This window comes from Kistimonas asteriae (genome assembly GCF_018263925.1).
GTDB lineage: Bacteria > Pseudomonadota > Gammaproteobacteria > Pseudomonadales > Endozoicomonadaceae > Kistimonas > Kistimonas asteriae.
Window position 1 is genome coordinate 127,452 of record NZ_JAEVHF010000009.1, and the last position, 18,015, is coordinate 145,466.

At 50.9% G+C, this 18,015-nt stretch carries 23 protein-coding genes; 9 read left to right on the forward strand and 14 right to left on the reverse strand.

The window, feature by feature from the left end; genetic code table 11:
* Positions 1–114: 114 nt before the first annotated feature.
* The 11 genes from KHS78_RS11875 to KHS78_RS11925 all read right to left on the reverse strand — a co-directional run bounded on the left by KHS78_RS11875 (position 115) and on the right by KHS78_RS11925 (position 5,700).
* Complete coding sequence (locus KHS78_RS11875; protein ID WP_343216909.1) at positions 115–852, reverse strand: endonuclease; 738 nt, start codon at positions 850–852, stop codon at positions 115–117.
* Positions 853–920: 68 nt separating this feature from the next.
* On the reverse strand, positions 921–1,532 hold the full coding sequence (locus KHS78_RS11880; RefSeq protein ID WP_211828686.1) for a hypothetical protein: 612 nt from the start codon (positions 1,530–1,532) through the stop codon (positions 921–923).
* Positions 1,529–1,870 (reverse strand): DUF1064 domain-containing protein, encoded by a 342-nt coding sequence (locus KHS78_RS11885; protein ID WP_211828687.1) that lies wholly within the window; start codon positions 1,868–1,870, stop codon positions 1,529–1,531. Before KHS78_RS11885 ends, KHS78_RS11880 begins: the two co-directional genes overlap by 4 nt.
* A 217-nt stretch (positions 1,871–2,087) precedes the next feature.
* Positions 2,088–2,411 carry a Ref family recombination enhancement nuclease gene (locus KHS78_RS11890; protein WP_211828688.1) on the reverse strand — a complete coding sequence of 108 codons (324 nt, stop codon included), beginning with the start codon at positions 2,409–2,411 and terminating at the stop codon, positions 2,088–2,090.
* The gene (locus tag KHS78_RS11895) at positions 2,411–2,872 is read right to left on the reverse strand and encodes a DUF1367 family protein (RefSeq protein ID WP_211828689.1); all 462 of its coding nucleotides are present in this window, start codon (positions 2,870–2,872) and stop codon (positions 2,411–2,413) included. Before KHS78_RS11895 ends, KHS78_RS11890 begins: the two co-directional genes overlap by 1 nt.
* Positions 2,869–3,330, reverse strand: coding sequence for a hypothetical protein (locus KHS78_RS11900; RefSeq protein WP_211828690.1), 462 nt, complete (start codon positions 3,328–3,330; stop codon positions 2,869–2,871). The genes KHS78_RS11895 and KHS78_RS11900 overlap by 4 nt, the downstream gene beginning before the upstream one ends.
* Positions 3,331–3,436: 106 nt before the next feature.
* Positions 3,437–3,574: a hypothetical protein gene (locus tag KHS78_RS11905; protein WP_211828691.1), complete on the reverse strand. Its 138-nt coding sequence runs from the start codon at positions 3,572–3,574 to the stop codon at positions 3,437–3,439.
* Between the two features lies 1 nt (position 3,575).
* A complete protein-coding gene (locus KHS78_RS11910; RefSeq protein WP_246506410.1) occupies positions 3,576–4,163 on the reverse strand; it encodes a replication protein P in 588 nt (195 codons plus the stop codon).
* The gene (locus tag KHS78_RS11915; protein ID WP_211828693.1) at positions 4,090–4,947 is read right to left on the reverse strand and encodes a helix-turn-helix domain-containing protein; all 858 of its coding nucleotides are present in this window, start codon (positions 4,945–4,947) and stop codon (positions 4,090–4,092) included. The genes KHS78_RS11910 and KHS78_RS11915 overlap by 74 nt, the downstream gene beginning before the upstream one ends.
* Positions 4,944–5,384 carry a helix-turn-helix transcriptional regulator gene (locus tag KHS78_RS11920; RefSeq protein ID WP_211828694.1) on the reverse strand — a complete coding sequence of 147 codons (441 nt, stop codon included), beginning with the start codon at positions 5,382–5,384 and terminating at the stop codon, positions 4,944–4,946. The genes KHS78_RS11915 and KHS78_RS11920 overlap by 4 nt, the downstream gene beginning before the upstream one ends.
* A gap of 55 nt (positions 5,385–5,439) precedes the next feature.
* A complete protein-coding gene (locus KHS78_RS11925; RefSeq protein ID WP_211828695.1) occupies positions 5,440–5,700 on the reverse strand; it encodes a hypothetical protein in 261 nt (86 codons plus the stop codon).
* Between the two features lie 131 nt (positions 5,701–5,831).
* Between KHS78_RS11925 and KHS78_RS11930 the strand changes: the two genes are divergently transcribed.
* The 9 genes from KHS78_RS11930 to KHS78_RS11970 all read left to right on the forward strand — a co-directional run bounded on the left by KHS78_RS11930 (position 5,832) and on the right by KHS78_RS11970 (position 10,683).
* Positions 5,832–6,545, forward strand: coding sequence for a helix-turn-helix domain-containing protein (locus KHS78_RS11930; protein WP_211828696.1), 714 nt, complete (start codon positions 5,832–5,834; stop codon positions 6,543–6,545).
* 136 nt (positions 6,546–6,681) lie between these two features.
* On the forward strand, positions 6,682–6,987 hold the full coding sequence (locus KHS78_RS11935) for a hypothetical protein (protein ID WP_211828697.1): 306 nt from the start codon (positions 6,682–6,684) through the stop codon (positions 6,985–6,987).
* Positions 6,984–7,175: a hypothetical protein gene (locus KHS78_RS11940; RefSeq protein WP_211828698.1), complete on the forward strand. Its 192-nt coding sequence runs from the start codon at positions 6,984–6,986 to the stop codon at positions 7,173–7,175. The genes KHS78_RS11935 and KHS78_RS11940 overlap by 4 nt, the downstream gene beginning before the upstream one ends.
* Complete coding sequence (locus KHS78_RS11945) at positions 7,172–7,813, forward strand: hypothetical protein (RefSeq protein ID WP_211828699.1); 642 nt, start codon at positions 7,172–7,174, stop codon at positions 7,811–7,813. Before KHS78_RS11940 ends, KHS78_RS11945 begins: the two co-directional genes overlap by 4 nt.
* Entirely contained in the window at positions 7,810–8,481 is a 672-nt protein-coding gene (locus tag KHS78_RS11950) for a lambda exonuclease family protein (protein ID WP_211828700.1), read from the forward strand. The genes KHS78_RS11945 and KHS78_RS11950 overlap by 4 nt, the downstream gene beginning before the upstream one ends.
* A 64-nt stretch (positions 8,482–8,545) precedes the next feature.
* A complete protein-coding gene (locus tag KHS78_RS11955; RefSeq protein ID WP_211828701.1) occupies positions 8,546–8,908 on the forward strand; it encodes a hypothetical protein in 363 nt (120 codons plus the stop codon).
* Between the two features lie 67 nt (positions 8,909–8,975).
* Positions 8,976–9,794, forward strand: a complete 819-nt coding sequence (locus tag KHS78_RS11960) for a DUF2303 family protein (protein WP_211828702.1) — start codon at positions 8,976–8,978, stop codon at positions 9,792–9,794.
* A 91-nt stretch (positions 9,795–9,885) separates the two neighbouring features.
* A complete protein-coding gene (gene ssb / locus KHS78_RS11965) occupies positions 9,886–10,371 on the forward strand; it encodes a single-stranded DNA-binding protein (RefSeq protein WP_246506413.1) in 486 nt (161 codons plus the stop codon).
* Between the two features lie 51 nt (positions 10,372–10,422).
* Entirely contained in the window at positions 10,423–10,683 is a 261-nt protein-coding gene (locus tag KHS78_RS11970) for a pyocin activator PrtN family protein (protein WP_211828703.1), read from the forward strand.
* On the opposite strand, the gene KHS78_RS11975 is transcribed toward KHS78_RS11970, so the two are convergent.
* The 3 genes from KHS78_RS11975 to KHS78_RS11985 form a co-directional block, all read right to left on the reverse strand.
* On the reverse strand, positions 10,676–11,842 hold the full coding sequence (locus KHS78_RS11975) for a tyrosine-type recombinase/integrase (protein ID WP_211828704.1): 1,167 nt from the start codon (positions 11,840–11,842) through the stop codon (positions 10,676–10,678). The two genes, KHS78_RS11970 and KHS78_RS11975, sit on opposite strands and share 8 nt — an antisense overlap.
* Before the next feature lie 634 nt (positions 11,843–12,476).
* On the reverse strand, positions 12,477–13,067 hold the full coding sequence (locus tag KHS78_RS11980) for a hypothetical protein (protein WP_211828705.1): 591 nt from the start codon (positions 13,065–13,067) through the stop codon (positions 12,477–12,479).
* A gap of 377 nt (positions 13,068–13,444) precedes the next feature.
* Positions 13,445–17,965: an RHS repeat-associated core domain-containing protein gene (locus KHS78_RS11985; protein WP_211828706.1), complete on the reverse strand. Its 4,521-nt coding sequence runs from the start codon at positions 17,963–17,965 to the stop codon at positions 13,445–13,447.
* Between the last annotated feature and the right edge of the window lie 50 nt (positions 17,966–18,015).

Sequence of the window (18,015 nt, forward strand, 5' to 3'; positions counted from 1 at the left end):
CTCAAAAATAAAGGGGTGATCGTACCGGAAATTTGACATCTTTTGGATACCGTTACATACCGAAAAGCCAAGTGCTCGGAAATTACAAGAGTCAGCCCTACATGCTGACGGGACTCACAACTGACAGGAGTTCACTACATAGCTGTTTTCGTTACCTTGAGCCTTTGAGATCGCCCTCTCTCTATCACATTCCCAGCCTTGAGCCTTGTACTGCCTGCTCCAGGCTTCCATTAGCTGCCGTTGAGCCTTGGATAGCTGAACACCGTACTTGTCTGACATATAGAGGTAGGTTCTAGCGACGGCTCCTTTGGCTGAATCCGGTGGCTCTGCCTGCTTATTTTTGAAGTCAATTTTCATCGGGCAATCGCCATACATACTCATGCCGGGGCTACCGATCCAGGCACTGAACCGGTAGTTTGAGCGGTCACCGTTCACTTCCCCAATGGAAGGAAAGAGGTTGTGCATGTCAGCTTCTGCTTTCTTAAACCACTCATCATTCTTACTACAGTTCTTGCGCCCCCCCTCCTTCCAGCAGGCGCGGGTACCCTGTCGCGCTATGTTATAAGCAGGTACGACATGCTCCCACTCAATACGCTCAGCTCTTGTACGCTGCTTTCGGACTTTATAACCAACGGCATCCAGATCAGGTATGCCTTTCTTACCCTGCCAGATTATGGGGGCCTGACAGTATATGGTCGTCTGCCCTTTCAACTCATTCTGGTAAATTTTGACCAGGTTCTTTTTGGCTGCATAAAAACTGGTTGGCTGCGCATAAACAATGCTGCAAGGTGTAAAGGCGCTGAATAACACCAGCGAAACGATCATTAGATGTGACTTATTACGTCTGTTCACTTTAATCACCGACCTTACAGTACTGGGTAGAATTGAATGCTGATTCTACACGACAAACTCATTACTTCTTAGCAAAGCAGAGCAGACTTAAGCTCCAGCTCTGCAGCTTCGTGCGCCGCATCAAGCAGTGCACGGACCGCCTTTTTCACTTCACACTGGTGCTTGTTCACTGTTGCCTGCTGCTCACTACCACTGGCCTGGTAGGCGCTTTTGACAAGCTCCGGGCGCAAAGCTCTCAGTGTTAGATACTGGAACCTGACAGCATTATTTACCACTGTTTTCCGGATAGCGCCTGATTCAACCAGCGCACGGCGCACGTCCAACCAACCTTCAATTAACGCGGTTCTTGTATTGTCTGTCATCGCCAGCCGCAGGGTATCGTTACCTGTATCGATATTTTCGCCATCATGGGTGTAACGCATCTTGAGTACGTGGTAATGAGCCGGCTTCAGCTTTACGCGCAAAAGGCCTGCAGTCATTCCAGCTTGTGTCGCCCAATCAACACGGCACAACCTGTCTTGGTCATAATGGACTGCATTAGGCGCAACAGCCTCCAGCTCCGGCCACTTGTCCGCCAGAGCTGAAGCAAGCGCCTGCCAGCCTGCTGACTTGCAACTATCAAACAGGGAGGCATTGAACGCATTAATCAGTGCTGCTCCGGTTGTTGGATACATGCTCATTTACGTGACACCTCCAATGTCGGTATTTTCTTAACGACATTAATCTCAATGCCAAACCGCGCTTCTACTTCCCGGCGCTTGATCTTAAAAGCGTCTGTCTCAATGCCTTTGACATCAGTAAACAGCACAGAGCCGTCTGACCAGAACTCCATGAAATCAATCACCAACCGAGTGCCGCCTTTCAGGTGGAAAGGTGACTGCCTCAAAAAGAACAACAGCGCCCCGCTTGCCTCTTGCACTTTCAACCAGTCGTAATATCTGGCTTCAAGCTTGCTGTCGAAGCGGATACCATCACGCTCGGTTCTCACCGCGTTGAACTTGTGGCGCACCGGACGCATCAGCCAAATCTCCGGGTACTGCGCCACTCGTTAATGCGTGAGCGGCGAATCCATGGCGACTTGTGACCACATACAGCACAGGTGTGGCGGTACTCGGTACGCATGTAACGCCCCTTGCTGGTTCTAAGGGTCTTCGCGTCCCAGGACAGTTCGAAGGTGTGGCCGATTAGCCGGCAGAGCATCCGACTTAAAAATGAGGCCGGTTTGTTTTTGTCTTTCATAGCAATCCCCCAACAAACGATGAGCGATATACCGCCAGTTCTCTGCGAGTCTGCTCCAGCAAATCAAGCTCGTGGCCATGCTGTGCGGTGAAGCGTGCAGGACTGACGTGTACTGCATCTTCGCCTTGCCTGTGGTGGTTCGGACAAAGGGGGATCACGTCGTAGTCGTTTCTTTCCTGGCCTGTGCCGTAGCCACTGGTGATATGGTGAACCTCTGCCGGTGACTCTCCGTATCCCGCATTACGGCAGGCGATACAGCCCAACGCTGCAACGTCCCCCAGGTGTCGCCGTTGGTCAGCGGTCTTATTTTTTCTTGCCATCAAACCATCCCCAATATGCGATCAACGTGTCGATCAAGATCGGTACGGGTGTAGCTCCTTAAAACCCGATGCAGCAATACGTCGGCGGTCTTGCTGTACACAGCTTCAAACTCGTCCTGACTCATCTTTGCAAAGCTAATGCTCTTGGCTTCGACCCTAATATCTCCATTCAGGTTGGTTACCACGTCGTAGAATCCAGCAGCACAGGTCACGTCCTTACGGAACCGTTCAAAATTCTTCTGCGCTGGCAATCCCTTGTACTCACTCTCCGCCGCCTCAAAGGCATCAAAACCGATATTGAGCAAAGAAAAATACTTGCGGTGAAATCCAATGTTACGAGGCTGCTTCCACTCGCCCCGGATACCTGAACCGATCTTTATCCGGTCACATTTCTCGGCGTCCTGGTGCGTGGCTGGCACAAAACTGCCATCCAGCCGCTTGACCAGTGTCAGCGTTGTCACTTGCGATACTCCGCCGCAAGCGCGAGATGGTTATCCATCCAGCGGATAACCTCAGCCAGTGAAAACAGCATTGGGTCATTCTGCACTGGCATCAGTCGATAGCGGCGTCCGTTGTGGTTCTTCCAGTTCTTAACCGTGGTGACGTGTGCGCCGGTCAGCTTTGAGACTTCTTCCACCGTGACAAGATCATTAGGATTGCGCTTGATCCAGTCCCGTGATGACCGAAGTTTCTTGTGGTTGAACTTCGCCGCAAGCCTGCGGGAATTGATGCTGCGGCCTTGGCGTGTTGCCGATGATGCATCGAACTCGTGATTTAGCTCAATCTGTCCTACCTGTGTAACCTTGCCGCCAGACTTCAGGAAGAATTCAACCTGTGCAGCTAACGTTTCACGCTCTTCTGCACGCTGCTCAGGACTACAAAAGGCGTTGGTATTATCAGGGATAAATGCGATTTCCATTTCTTATTCTCTCTCGCTCAAGTTTTCCGACGTCCTGCCGATAAGCTTATGTTTTGTACTACCGGAATACAAGGTGTACTACTTCATAAGCCAAAAAAACACTATTTCAGTTGAGCAATGCAGCCCCATTGGCCAGTAACCAGAACATCACCACCATAAATCCTGCCAGCATTGCGCCCCCTGCCAGGGTATTCGCCAGGGATTCAGGCTCACCGTGTGTTGTCATGGGTTTGTTGTTGTTCATCTCAAAGCCCCCTGATCGTTTTTAGGAATTCAGCGCGTCCACCGCTTGGATTTATGCCCTGCTTGCGCATAGTGTCTGACAGTTGTTGTGCGTTATGCCGCTCTGTCGCCTCGACTGGGTCAATGCGGCTCAGGTCTTCCAAGGCCTTGCCAACCTTGCCGGTTATATCCTCACCTCTCACCGCCCGATTTATGAGTGTCTGGTATGCGTGATCAAATTCTCTCCTGGTCTGCTGCTCGTCTGAGTAGCCCTTTAGGGTTAACCAGCCAACTGCGCGACCGGCAAGCCTTACTGCGTCATGGCTCCAGTTCCATGAAGTGGGCTCGTGGCTGTGATTACAGGCTTCCAACCATGCGTCCCGCACTTTAGGCATTCCCAGGTCTTCAGCGGTGATTCGACAGTAATCTTCTGCAAACTCAACCGGGTCTGGTAGCCACTCAATGCGAGCGTTACGCAGCTTTTCAATGCCGTGTCGCACCATGGATGAATTCAAGCCGTTCCACTGAAGCATGTATTCATCCTTTGCCATTTCTATGATCTCCGGCGTCGGGTAAGCTGAGGTAAGCTGGTGTGGCTTCTTCAACTGCATGATCTTGAACAGGTCGTTCACTAGCTGCTGCTTGGCCTCGTTGATCTGCTCTGGGGTCGCTGCCGACTCCTGGCGCTCCCCAAATTGCTGCAATGGTTTCCTGTTTTTGGTTACGGCATCCAGAAGTTCTTTTGTTGTTTTCATGATTAACCGTCCATGCGTTTTCAAAGTTGCCAGTGTCATTCAGGAAGGTCGTTGCCTGCTTGACGTACTCCGTTCCGATCTTTCCGGTTACGTCGCAGTAATGGCGGTAACGGTGAACAGCGTTCAACAGGTCTTGCTCGCTGAAACCGTTTTTCAGGTGTATCAGGTAGGTGCGTTCGGCGGTTTTTTTGTTGCCCTTGGAACCTTGACGTTTCGGGTAACTTTTCCACCAATCTCCGAACGAATCACACAATATATTTAACTGACTGGGTAATACTGACTGGGTAACAGTAGAACGAGAGTTCACCTCGTGAACTTTCGGTGTCCGTGAAATGAACTTTCGGGATAGTTCATTTGGTGAACTTTCGGGATTGGTAATCAGACGATAAATCGTCGTTTTACTACCGCCTGTGAACACTGGTCTTTTATGTCTCTCGATGTAGCCAGCCACCTCCAAACTATTCAGTTTTTTGGCCAGTGTCGCCCGTGATTTGATCCGGGTTCTTTCCATCAGTCGTTCATAACCCGGCCAGCATTCACCATCCTCGTTGGCAAGATCAGCTAAGGCGAGCAACAATAACAGCTCAACATAATCATTTAATGGGCGCTTCCATGCCCAAACAATCGCTTCCAGACTCATACATCTGCCTCCGCCAGAAACTGCCCAAGCTCCAGCATGTCGGACTTATCCAGTCGGATAACTTGCGCGTTCTTGTTGATCTGAAGCTCTGCCACACCACCCGGCTTGAGGTTGATCTGAAACTCGGCCCGGTGTTCCCGGCCAGGCTCGAGGCCTTCCAGGCACTCCATACCCATGAGGATATTTTCAATACTGGTTTCGTAGAGAACGGCCAGATTGCTGAGCTGTTCCGGCAATGGCTTTGATTCGCCTTTCTCCCACGCAAACACCGTCAAATGATGCACACCGCAATAGTGCGCCAATTGATAGGTCGACAGCCCCGTACCCTCTCTCAACGCCTTCAGGCACTTGCCGATACCCTGATTAGGAGTGGCACGCTCAGCAGAATTAGATGGTTTGTAAAAATTTTTTGACTGCTCCATACTGAGATTGTTCATTTGCTTTTTCTCTCGAAAAGTTAATGACGTTGGCAAAAACCCGCTCCGGCGGGTTTTACTTTTTCTGGCCTTCCATTTCTTTCAGGATGTTGCGCGTTTCCTGTCCAATGAAATAATCCGCAATACTCTCAATGGTCAGCTTCCCCTTACTGGCTTTAACCATCTGGGCAATACGACGATTGGACGGATGGCGACGCTGCTCCGGCTTGGGCTTCAGATAGGCGGTGTGAACATTCAGGATTTGGCATCCTATAGCGTCCGCAAACGCCTGTTTTTCTTCTTTGGTGCATTGAAACCAGAATTCTCGCAAGTCCATAAGGCTCTCTCCGTTACTGACAACCTTACTTTAATACTTCCTGTGCTACTTTATCAAGTTATTAGTCCATTTTGTTTCTTTCACTGTATTTGTGGACGCTTAAAATAGACAAATAGTTCTAGGAATGTGTTATGGACATAAAGCAGATACGACGCGATAACGCCCTAAGAATCATAAAAGAGCAACGGATTAACCGATCCGAGTTTGCGCACAGGATCGGCAAGACTCCGCAGGTTGTCAGCGTTTATCTGCGTGATAATCCCACTCGCTCCATCGGTCATAAGGTGGCAAGAGAGATTGAAAAGGCGTTTGGATTGGCTGAAGGCTGGCTAGACAAGCCTGCCGGTGGTGGCGACAAGATTACAAAACCGGCTCCAGGTAACATAGCTGCACTGGTTCGTTATGCCGGCCAGTGCGCCAGACGTTACTCCGACGCCCAAGCCGACTGGCTGAAAGCGCGACGTGACAGCCTGCGTGGTATTGAGGATGATTTCAGTGACAGCCTTGAAAAACAGGGCTTACAGGTCACTGATATAGCTGGCACGTTTGATTACACGGTATCAAACAGCAGGCACCAGACCCGAACCATAAACCTGTTCCTGCCATTCCCCGGGTTCGATGGGTGGCAGCCTCCCCTGAGCGATTCAAGCTGGCCTGATTATCTGGTGGTGCCGTTGCTCACTGACCTGAGACTTGATTACGCCATTATCCCTGCCGCCATGCTGCGTGATGCCCTGGGGGACAGCAAAGCCCCTCTTATGGTCGATTATTCCAACCTGACAATAGGACACGGCGACAAGACTATTTCCCTCGACGACTGCATCAACCGATTCGACCTGCTCTAACCTCTCCCTCTTATTCCCTTCCCTTAACCGTCTTCCGACGGTTAGTGCAAATTGTTTAACTCTTTCTGTTGACTGTAGTACATAGTGTATTTATATTTAGTACTGCCAACGTTAAACAGCGACAGGGAGAAACAGGATGAACCACTGCCATACATCGGCGCAGGAACGCGCCTACTCAGAACACCAAGGCAAGCTGGATAAGCAGGACGCGGCCATTGAAGCGGCGGCTCTGGAAGTATTCGACAGCATCGGCGCAGCACTGATTGACGCCGCCCAAAACAGTAAGGGCAGCAATTGGGGTTCCCGTTATCAGGTAATCACCCTGGATGCAGCTTGCGCAGCAGCCTTCCACGAAATCTTTGATGACCCTGACGGCCTAACGCTGAACAAGGCCATTGACCGGGTTGTCAAAAAATCACTGGCATCTGGTGACGAGCTATGAAGCTCACCTATCTGGACGTGCTTCGAAACGATCTTTTGCGAAGTGTCGCCATGTACCGCAAAGAGCAAGAAGCCTGTAAAGGAACTGACGCAGAACAGGTGATAAAGATTCACGCTGATGCGCGTGCCTGTGTGTTGGAGCTGGTCAATACGCTCCGGCAGGAAGAAATCGAGGAGGGGAATCCGTGAGCAATGATTCAAAAAACAACACCATGGAGCTGTGGAGTCAGGTCTGCAAGACCAACCCCGCCTTCACTAAACGAGTGAATCAGCGTGGCGGCTTTACTGCCATTTGCGCCCAAAGCCAGATCATGGAGGCTACCCGACAGTGGGGTTCCTATGGTTCCAGCTGGGGATTGCGTGAAGTAAATATGGATTTCGAGACACTGCGCAAGAGTAACACATGCCTGTATGCGGCTGAGTTCTATTACCCCGGTGGCAGCTTCGTAGTAAACAACGCTATTCAATACCTGAACGGCGACCGTATTGATGATGACTTTGCCAAGAAAGTGGAAACGGACACCCTGACCAAGGCTCTGAGTCGTCTGGGCTTTAACGCTGATGTATTCCTCGGCTTCTTTGATGACCAGCGCTATATCAAGGAGCGCATCACCGAAGTGGCTGAAGCAGCCTCGCAGAACAATAATGAACCTGCTATTGAAGACCCTGTGGCAACTATCAAAGCCATTATCCAACAAAAAAACCGAACCAATGAAGAGTTCTTTCAGTGGGCCTCTCAAAAGGTTGACTGCCTTATCCAGTCATTTGACGACCTCTCCAACGATCAGCTTCAGAGCCTCGCTTATCACATGGAGAACAGCAAATGAGAGACTTTTATCAGGAGCTGAAAAAACACGCTGACACGTTTGGCTTTGACCCTACGAAAATAGAACAAGGCTCACCTGAGTGGCACCGTATGCGTGCCGGAGTAGTTACAGCGTCCCGTGCTGATTGCCTTCTTGCAGGTAAAGACACCGCAAAACGCCAAAGCTATCTTGCCGAACTGGTAGCGCAGGTTTGCACGGGCTTAATCCCCGAAGAAATTAATGCCAAGGCTCTAAATTGGGGAAAGGATAACGAGCTTAATGCCAGAGAGGCATACAGCGCGGAAACTTTCAGTGTCGTTAAGAGCATTCCCCTTATCTACAAGGACGACCTGATGCGCTTCGGCTGTTCGCCAGATGGGTTACTGAGTGAGCGGGGGCTCGAGCTGAAATGCCCCTGGGCATCGAGAACGTATATCGAATTCGTCTGCTCCGACAAGATCAAACCCGAATATCAAAAGCAGTGCCAGTTTTCCATGTGGGTAACTGACCTTGAAAAGTGGGACTTTGCGAGCTTCGACCCACGCATGCGGACCAAGAAACTTCAAATTGTAACAATCAAGCGCGACGAAAAGATGATGCGGCAATTTGATACGTGCGCAGCAGAGTTTTTAGCAGACATGGACATCATGCTCGCAAGATTGAGTACTGAGTTTGGTACTCATTGGTAATCAAGGATTAGCGAGCAATCAACCCGGCTATAGGCCAAAAAAAGAAAACCTTGGAGGGTAAACAATGAGTAATGCCACGGATGTTGTTGAGTTTATTGAAGACCTGGACGGCGGAGTACTGAAAGAGAAGCTGGCCCACATGCTGAGCGATGTAGCGCTAGGGACGGTTCTGAATGGCGACAGGTCGCGTAAGGGCAAGCTAAATCTTGAACTCACTTTTCAGCGGGTTGGTGAGCATAGCCAAGTGATCATCTCCCACAAACTCTCCCACTCCACCCCAACTACCCGGGGTAAGAAGATGGAAGAAAACACCACTGAAACCCCGATGTTTGTGGCCAAGGGGGGCCGGCTCAGCATTGAGCAGCCCAAGGAAGAACACGACGGGCAGTATGCCCTGGTTCACCAGATCGACGGTCAACGCAAGTAACCCAACGGCCAGCCTGAGCCGCAAATCAGGCAAAACCTGACCCATAAGAAATAAAGGAATGTACGACGTGGACAAGACCGCCATTGAGCAAATCCAGAAAAGCGCCAATATCCCTGCCCTGCTGCAACAGGTTAATGACCGCCACCCAGAGGCAACCGTAGCCGTGTTGCCTGATAATTTCACGATTGCTGATCTTGAGCGTTATATGCCTTACCGGAACAGTTATCGGGCCTCGATGAGTACCGATAGCATGGCGGACTTTGTTGAGTATGCCAGCGAGTTCCAACAGGAAGGTTCGCACTGCTACATCAGCACTGACAGCATGAAAGCTGAAATCGTCTTTGATCTTGGCACCCTGGGCCAGCCCGGCCATCAACGTCACAAAGCCTCACTCTCCCTGACCAGAACCGCCGCGTACAGAGCGCTGATGCAAATCAACGGTGAGCGTGTTGATCAAAAGAAACTGGCAGAGTGGATTGAAGACTGGGCCGAAAACATTAAAGCCCATGACACTGCCGGCGATTCCATGTCAGCCAAAACTGCCGCTGCAGCAATTCGCCGGATGACTATTGAACAGGTCAGAAAAGTCGAAAGCGAAGTTCAGGACTACAGCGCTAACATGAGCGCAATGGAGCGTATCGAAGCGAAAAGCAAAGATACTATGCCAGCCGGCTTTGTCTTTACCTGTACTCCGTACAACAGCCTGGGTGAGTACAGCTTTGAGGTTCGTATCAGCGTTCTGACTGGTGCAGAAAAGCCGATGCTTTCACTGCGCATTCGTCAGTTTGAACTGGCGCAAGAATCCATGACCAAAGAGTTCAAGGAATTACTGGTGAGCGAGTTAAGCGGCGGTCATATCGAAACCTATATCGGCCACTTGGGATAAAGGCTAACAAGCACTAAATCGATCCTCCGGAATAAAGGCTAACAGGAACCGGGGCTGAAATATCGGCCCCGCCAATCGAGGGAAAGTCATCATGGCAAGAGGCGTTAATAAGATCATCCTCATCGGTAATCTCGGCGGTGACCCTGAAACCCGGTACACACCGAACGGCTCTGCGGTGTGCAATCTCACTGTCGCCACCTCTGAACGTTGGAAGGACAAGCAAACCGGACAGCCACAAGAAAAAACTGAATGGCATCGGGTTGTGGTGTTTGGAAAGCTGGCGGAAATTGCCGGTCAGTACCTGGTTAAAGGCTCCAAGGTTTATATCGAGGGCAAGCTGCAAACCCGCAAGTGGCAAGACCAACAAGGCAACGACCGCTACACCACTGAGATTGTGGTCGATATGCGAGGTCAGATGCAGATGCTTGATAACCGGGATGCAGGCAACGGAGAAGGTAACGGCCAGCAATACCAGAAACAGCCTCAACGCGGTACAGATCAGCAACAAGCGCCACTGCAACAGCAGTCACCGCCAAACAGTGGGTTTGATGACTTTGATGACGATATCCCCTTCTAGATAAGGGCAAAAATTAATTATGTAGATAACGATAAAATAAAGGGCAAGCCAATGAATACAGAATTAATGTTGTTTGCTAGATACGAAAAGCCCTATGTACGACTGGAAGAAATTTGCGATGAGTTCTTTAATCTCTGCGAAAAGAAGGCAAAAGTAGCAGCTGCTTCCCAGCAGTTGCCTGTGCCGGTCATGCGCATGACTGAAAGCCGGAAATCACCACTCATGGTGCGACTGTCTGATCTGGCCCAATACTTGGATAGTCGGCATCAGACATACACTGACGCCTGGGAAAAAGTGAAGGGCGTCAGTTGACGCCCAGTGCTTCCCGGACACGTGGGTTTTTTATTTCGTTGGCCTGCCAGTATTCGTTCTCTATCACCTTGCACATGCCCCATAAATCGGCAGGCTCATTGTGCAAAAGGTGGGTATAGCGGCGCAGGTGCTCCCAGGTTTTGTGTCCACTTCTGAGTGCCACTTCAGGAATCGACATTTTATGTTCAAACAATCGTGAGATGCCGTCGTGCCGAAAGGAGTGAAAGCGCACTTCAGGGAAACCCAGCGTTTCCGTCAGTATTGAAAAACGCGACGATACAGATTTCGCCTTGTATGGAAAAATTCTATCCTCCCCTTCTATCACTGGCTGCCGGTCAATGATCTCAATGCACTCTGCCGGGATGGGTACCTTTTGGTGGTTACCAAATTTATTACTCGGGTCTTTTCGGTCTTCGATGATGACAAGACCGTTTTCCCGGTCAAGCTGGCTGCGCTTTATGCCGCATATCTCCCCCTCCCTGAAGGTGCTGTAAATGCTGAATAGCATCAGGTGGTGATATGGGATAACGCTGCTGTTGTAGTTGTATACGGCCAGCAATTCCCGATACAACATCAGAACCTGGTCTGTGGTCGGTCGCACATCATGACGGCGTGACTTTCCAACAAGCTTCAGCTTCCATAGCTCTTTCATTACGCTGTCGGTGATAAACTGCTTGAAGAAATAACCCACTCGCTTCTGCCAGTCGATAGCACGTCTCAGCACGGACACGTACAAATGATTGGTTGATGGCGTTACCTGTTCTAACCGCTTATCCAAATACTTGATCAGGTGGTCGCCAGTTATCTGGTTGCTTCGCAGTTTGCCCAGCTTTGAACGCTGCCAAAACTTGATGGCCAGCATATCTCGGTGGCTGATCTGCTTATCTTTGGGTAGTGATTCTATCTTTGTCTGGTACTTCTCAAGGTAGTCTTTCAGGGTTATGTCACCGGAACGGGATCGGGCGGCATCATACTCTGGATTATCCTGTGCCGCCTGCTTCAGCATTTCCTTTTCAACCTGCTTAGCCCAGGCAAGGCCAGAGCTACGGTCCGGAAATGTCATCTGTTCCTGTGCCTGAAAATGGGCAGTTCTGACTCTTACAATGTACTTGTAAACCGTGCCTTTTTTCCGCTTACGAATATCCAGACTAATACTCATGGCGATACCTCCTACCAGCCCTACACGCCTTAAATATTTTTGGGAACCAATTTGGGAACCAATCGTTATAATTATATAGTGTATAAGAGGCTATTTTAGTTCCCCAAAGTACCAGTCATTCACGAAAAATCAATAACTTACGATCACATAAGCGTGTATCAGTGTAATGTGGTATGAGTTCCAGGCAGGCGGTTTTGAGAATGAAAACAAAGGCTTAGACGAAGAGTAACAGTTTTGGGGTCCAATTTCGTGGACCCCAAAACCTAAAAAGGGTGGCGAATCCGGCCTGATGGTTCTGAATCAGGCCGAAACAGCCACCAGCTATACGAGGGTATTAATCAATATTAGCGGCAAGACATTCTATCTCTCTTGTTAGCTATTCTGTCTAATTTTGCAAACGCTCCACTGCAAGCCTTCCTGCCATCGTGCTCTTTCTGTAGATGTTGCACTAACCCAATAAACACATTTGCTAACCATACCCAAGCGGGTTAACGCAACCTATATAGACCTTTTACTCGCTCACCGGCTCCCGCTTAAAATACACTGAAACACCAAAGATTTATGCGGAGTCATCAAAACGTTGTCGAATGCCACCACGGGTATATCGAGCCTCTATTGCGCCACTATTAGGCCATCAAACCTTCTCAATCCATAAGTCCTCAACCCACACCAGCTCACAGGCCCCTCGACCTGTATCCTCCCGGCTCAGGCTACTGTTCCAATACCAGCCGTCAGCACCTTTGACATTTACCAGTTTGCCTCGAATATGCACAATATCGCCTTCCACCACCTCATCCAGCTGATCAGCGACGTACTCATTGGCTGGTATCATATGCATATTGGCGCTGTTGGTTTCTATCTGGCGACGTGGCACCGGGAAACTATCTACTGACCAGTAATAAAACCGGTTCCGCTGACTAATGCGTATCTGTTCCAATACTGCATAATCTGACATCACACCCCACCCTAGCGCGAGATCGGTAGGTGATATATCAGCCTCTCTCCCCAAGCGATAATCCTCTCGACCCAGCACCCGGGCCTTGAGAGAAAATTCCGCAATAGGTTCAACCTGGTAGTTATTCCAATCAAAGTCATTCGTCATCAGCAGGCGACTTTGCTCAGGAACTTCATTAACCAGTACACCTGGGCCATAGTCTATGGGACGACTGCCCCACCATCGGAGTAGGCCTCCAAGGACAACCAAGATTAATAGCCAGCGTTTCATCTATTAGTTATTGCTACTCAATCTGTATGCCAACATTGCAGCAATAGACCTTATACGACAACAATCGTAAATAGTCACCATCTCCATCCATATGAGACCTGATAACCAATCTGAGCACTCATATCTGCAATAGGTCTTTAGTGTGTGTTCTCTAATTTATCTTTTTATACCTTTCTATTCTAAGAAAAATCCTAAGGCCATACCCCCCCGCGAAAAGCCCGAACCCACCCCAAATAAGGAGGGATATTTCTAGGGCAAGACTACTCAGAGGCCCGTTAACAAAATCAAGCATTTTAAAAAAAATATAACCTGTCAGGATTCCTGCAGCTGGAAATCCCACAATATAAATAACAAAAAAGACTAATTTTTTCATAAACCTAATTCTTACCATTTTGGTAAATAGACATGTTAGATATAGTATTACTCGCAGCATTCGATATTGTTACACCACCGGGTATAAGAACAGGCTGCGGGTAACCATAAATCGCGTTAGAACCTAGCATTAATCGTGTAGCAAGTGGCAAAGAGTTATAGCGCGCCCGGTTCAGAGCAGATATTCCACTTGACATAGCCGCTCCAGCACCAGCACCAAAACCACCTACAAGAAAACCATTGATTGCAGCATCTGAAATGCTATTACAGCTTCCCGTCAATTTATTTTGTGCTGCAGTCACACCTGCACCAATTGCTGAACTCCCAACAGAATTAGACGCAATTAACCAACCAGCATTCGTGCCTACACGTACAGTAAGAGTTCCTAAAGCACCACCAAACGCACCTGAGGCTGTACTAGCAAAAAATGATCCCCAGTTAAAGTTATCAAATCCACCATTACTACTATATTGCGTCCAAACATTTATGCCACCACCTATAACAGCACCAAAAATGCACCAAGGGCATAAGCCAAAAGAGTCAATAAAATTAACTGGGTTACCGTTACTGTATACGTAAACATTCAACCCGCCATTTAACCCTATAGGGTCAGACTGAATATACCATCCAAGACTGGGATCATAATCCCTGAAGAGATTGTAATTTAGAGCGGTTTCATCATCGTAATACTGCCCCGCAAACCGCAAATTATTGGCAATCCTGCTATCGGGGTGAACTTCCGTTTCCCCAAACGCTGTCGCCCGTGCCTGCCAAGTCACAGCACCATTTCGGGTAAAAGTTTTCTGCGGGGTGCCCAGATGATCGTTCACATAGTAATGGACATTATCATCCGCCGTTCTTGTAAACAGCGGATCAGTCATCCAAAGGCTGTGAGGCTTCCAGCCGTATTCCTGTAGCAGGCTGCCGTCGTCAGCATACTCACCCACCAGACCTTCCTGGCTGTACAGGTAATGAATGGTCGTGCCTTCCGCCAGCACCTTCTGGGTACGCTGTCCCAACGGGTTGTACTGGTATTGGGCAACAGTGGCGGTGTTCTTCTTAACTGCAATCAGCCGCTCTTCACTGTTGTAAATAAACTCCCAGAACGGGATCTGATTGTCAGGATCAACAGCAATGTGCCCCTCACTGTTCCGTTTGCCGCTTTTGATGAGATGGCCGTTCTTGCCGTAGTCGTAGCTGATACCGTTCTGTTCTGTCAGCTGGTTGAAGGCATTGTATTGCCACACATCCGGTGCCAGGTCGGCCGGGCTGGATTTGCTGTCCAGCCGGTTGCCGACGCCATCGTAGCTATAGGCTTCATTGGTACGCGGTGTAACTGCTTCCCCGAAGCCATCGTTACTGATGCTGTAGTCAGCGGTCGTCAGGCGATAGAGTTTGTCATAGCTGTAGCTGGCGCTCTCTTTCGACTGCTGGCCGTGGCGGATACCCAGGCCGGTGATATTGCTTTCGTTGTCATAGCCCCAGCCCAGGCTGAGCATGCTGTTACTGGCCGGGTCCTGCGTCTGCTTGTCCAGGGGTCTGAGCAGACCGTCGTACACCATCCGGGTCGCACTGCCGCCGGGGTAGATAATCTGCGTGGGACTCAGCCACTGGTGTTCGGCGTAACTGATCCGGCCCTGGCCGGGAATCGTAATGCCACTGAGTTGGTTATTGTTATCGTACTCGTAGGTGTACGTCTGCCCTTCCGGACTGGTGTAACTCTTTTTCAGTCCGTTTTTGTAGTAGCTGTAGCCGATAGTCTTACTGAACGCGTTAGCCGTGCCTTTATTGAAGGTGGTCGTGACATCGGTGAGCCGGTTCAGGGCATCGTAGCCGTACACCGCTTCCGTCCGGTTGTCGTCATAGCCGGCGAACTGATTGGTCGGAGTGTAGCGGTAACTGACGGTTTTCTCCGTCAGGTTCTGACCCTGCTGTATGCTGGACGCGTAGTAACGTGCCTCATCCAGCCGGTTGGCCGTATCGTAGCGGTACGCTGTGACTTCGCCGTTTGGCGTGGTGATCTGGATCAGGTTGCCGTTATCGTCGTATTGGTAGCTACGGCGGGTATCACTCAAACCGCCCTGGCCGACCTTGATCTCTGCAGTCACCTCATCGCGCAGATTGTATTCAAAACGGGTTTCCCGCCCTTCCGGGTCAATCACACTGACCAGGTTATCCCGGGCATCGTAACCGTAGCGGGTAACACCCCCTTCGGCATCGGTCATGGCTATCAGCCGGTCCAGGGCATCGTACTCATAGCCACTGGTATTGCTGTTGGCATCACTGCGCTGTTTGAGGTTGCTGTCGATGAGGTAATCGAACCGACGGGTGAGTTCTGTCAACGGTGACGCTTCATCAGCGCCGGCGTTGAAATGCTGCTGCTCAACGGTGGTACGATCCCGGTTATCGTAGCGGTAGTTCTCCCTGTACGTCGGGTACTGGATGCCGGTTAAACGGGTATTGTCGTATTCCCAGGTAGTGGTGTTATCATTGCCGTCGATCAGCGCTTTCAGGCGGCCACGGGAATCGTACTCCCGCTTGAGTCGTTTCCCTTCCGCATCCAGCAGTCGGGTCAACCGGTTGGCCTTGTCGTAGGTGAGTTCCGTGCGTCCGTTCAGCGCATCAATCACCGCCGTTGGCAGACCGGCCGCGTTGCTTTCCAGGGTGGTAATTTCCCCGTTCGGATCGGTTATGGTCTGAACCCGGCCGTTGCCATCGTAGCGATAGGTCACCACCTTGTTCAGCGGATCGGTGATGGTCAGGAGATTACCGGCTGCATCAAACGTGGAGACCCAGCGGTTGCCCCGGGCATCAATGACGGTACGGGGATTACCCAGCCCGACGTAATCCTGAAACTGCGTGACTTTACCCAGTGGGTCAGTCTGCCGGGTCACATTCCCGAAAGCGTCATATTCAAGCCGGGTTGTGCTGCCCCCCGGTGCAGTCATCGCGGTGACCTGGCCGAGGTTGTTAAACGTATAGCGGGTTACCCGCTCCAGCGCTGTACCCGCTGCTTCCGTCAGTGTGATCAGATTACCGCGATCATCGTATTCGAAGTGCGTTCGGGTCCCGTCCACCGCCACAAACTCAGTGCGCTGGCCCCGGCTGTTATAGGTTGCACTGGAGGCTGTGCCGTCCGGGTATTCCGTCTTTAACAAGTCTCGCGCCCGGTTGTAGTGTTTCCGGGTGGTGTTGCCGAAGGCATCTGTCTCTTCCACCCGCTTGACGTATGGGCGTTCTTTTTCCTGGATTTTGCTCGACAGGTAACGGGCCCGGGACGCACTGCCACTTTGATAGCCATAGGCTTCTGCACCAAGCTGCCGGTAATCCTCGGAGATCCTTGTAACATCGGTGCTATTGTCCGAGAGAATGTACTTGGCGGTCAGTACGGTTTCACCGTTAACGGCCCGCCTGACCGGCTGACCCAGGCGGTTGTTCCACACTTCCGTCACAGTGCCTGAGGTGTCGGTGATTCGGGTATAGTGTTTTTCAGTACTGCTGTCATAGCGGTAGCTGTAGGCCTTACCCACACCATCACCATCCTGATAACCAAGCAGGCGGGCATTGCCGTCGATATTAAACGTGGTGATGCTCCCTTCTGGGCTGACAACCCCCGTGAGTCGTTTACCCGTGTCATCACTGTACTGCATCCCCCATTGCTGACCGCGCACAGCCGTGACTTTATCCAGTACCCCCCGGGTTAGCGTCACCGTCTTTCCCTGTGCATCCTTAACGCTCTCCTGCACCTCTTGATACTGGTAAGACATTTCACGACCGGTATGATCCCTCAGCCCTGTCAGTCGGTCGTCGTGCCAGAGGAACTTGATCACGGCCACACCCTCGGGATCCAGCACACGGCTGATACGCTGCTCATTGTCACGCTCCAGCGTAAGACCAATACCGTTGGGCCCGGCATAAGCCGTCATGCGGCCGTACTTGTCGTAGTCCGCACTGTAGCCGCGCCGATCCCGCCAGGTATATCCAGCACGTCCCTGGTCGTGGGCGACAATCGTCCACTGATCCCGATAGGTAAAGGTGCCGTTTTCACCCGGCAACGGCAGATAAGTAATACCACTTCGCATGATGGCATAGGGGCGGTTGCCGGTCGCGGGCTGGTCACTGTCGACACAACTGTCATCTGCGGTATAAGCCTGCCGGTCCCCCCCGGCATCGGTGGCAATCAGCCCTCGGGATGAAGAACGACTGACCCGGTTAGGGTCAAAGTCCGTTGGCGGGCACACCTGCGAGCCTGCTATCGTCAGGTCTGCCCAGGCCCGGTTCCATTGCCAGTTGCCACGATCCCAGACCCGGTTCACCGTCACTTCACCGGCTATGGTCTGCACGCGCAGATCCACGAAACGCTGGCGGTTCTCACCGGTATCGAAGGTGGGCTGATTGACTTCCCAGTCAATGCCCGAAACGGCCAGAACCGGTGCGCCGACCACTAACCCGCTCACCAAGAACACTGCACGGGCCAGTCCTGCCCACTGTTGCCGGGTACTGCGACCCTTCCCCCGTATTTCCACGCCCTGTAATCCCTGTTACTGAATTTTTATTGGTTCTGTCGTTCTTGCGC

Coding starts and splice junctions, on each gene's coding strand:
- KHS78_RS11905 (WP_211828691.1), bottom strand. CDS start 3,574: ATGAACAACAACAAACCCATGACAACACACGGTGAGCCTGAATCCCTG.
- KHS78_RS11935 (WP_211828697.1), top strand. CDS start 6,682: ATGAACCACTGCCATACATCGGCGCAGGAACGCGCCTACTCAGAACAC.
- KHS78_RS11920 (WP_211828694.1), bottom strand. CDS start 5,384: ATGAACAATCTCAGTATGGAGCAGTCAAAAAATTTTTACAAACCATCT.
- KHS78_RS11980 (WP_211828705.1), bottom strand. CDS start 13,067: ATGAAACGCTGGCTATTAATCTTGGTTGTCCTTGGAGGCCTACTCCGA.
- ssb (WP_246506413.1), top strand. CDS start 9,886: ATGGCAAGAGGCGTTAATAAGATCATCCTCATCGGTAATCTCGGCGGT.
- KHS78_RS11955 (WP_211828701.1), top strand. CDS start 8,546: ATGAGTAATGCCACGGATGTTGTTGAGTTTATTGAAGACCTGGACGGC.
- KHS78_RS11930 (WP_211828696.1), top strand. CDS start 5,832: ATGGACATAAAGCAGATACGACGCGATAACGCCCTAAGAATCATAAAA.
- KHS78_RS11975 (WP_211828704.1), bottom strand. CDS start 11,842: ATGAGTATTAGTCTGGATATTCGTAAGCGGAAAAAAGGCACGGTTTAC.
- KHS78_RS11915 (WP_211828693.1), bottom strand. CDS start 4,947: ATGAGTCTGGAAGCGATTGTTTGGGCATGGAAGCGCCCATTAAATGAT.
- KHS78_RS11950 (WP_211828700.1), top strand. CDS start 7,810: ATGAGAGACTTTTATCAGGAGCTGAAAAAACACGCTGACACGTTTGGC.
- KHS78_RS11885 (WP_211828687.1), bottom strand. CDS start 1,870: ATGCGTCCGGTGCGCCACAAGTTCAACGCGGTGAGAACCGAGCGTGAT.
- KHS78_RS11880 (WP_211828686.1), bottom strand. CDS start 1,532: ATGAGCATGTATCCAACAACCGGAGCAGCACTGATTAATGCGTTCAAT.
- KHS78_RS11910 (WP_246506410.1), bottom strand. CDS start 4,163: ATGCAGTTGAAGAAGCCACACCAGCTTACCTCAGCTTACCCGACGCCG.
- KHS78_RS11940 (WP_211828698.1), top strand. CDS start 6,984: ATGAAGCTCACCTATCTGGACGTGCTTCGAAACGATCTTTTGCGAAGT.
- KHS78_RS11925 (WP_211828695.1), bottom strand. CDS start 5,700: ATGGACTTGCGAGAATTCTGGTTTCAATGCACCAAAGAAGAAAAACAG.
- KHS78_RS11890 (WP_211828688.1), bottom strand. CDS start 2,411: ATGGCAAGAAAAAATAAGACCGCTGACCAACGGCGACACCTGGGGGAC.
- KHS78_RS11970 (WP_211828703.1), top strand. CDS start 10,423: ATGAATACAGAATTAATGTTGTTTGCTAGATACGAAAAGCCCTATGTA.
- KHS78_RS11900 (WP_211828690.1), bottom strand. CDS start 3,330: ATGGAAATCGCATTTATCCCTGATAATACCAACGCCTTTTGTAGTCCT.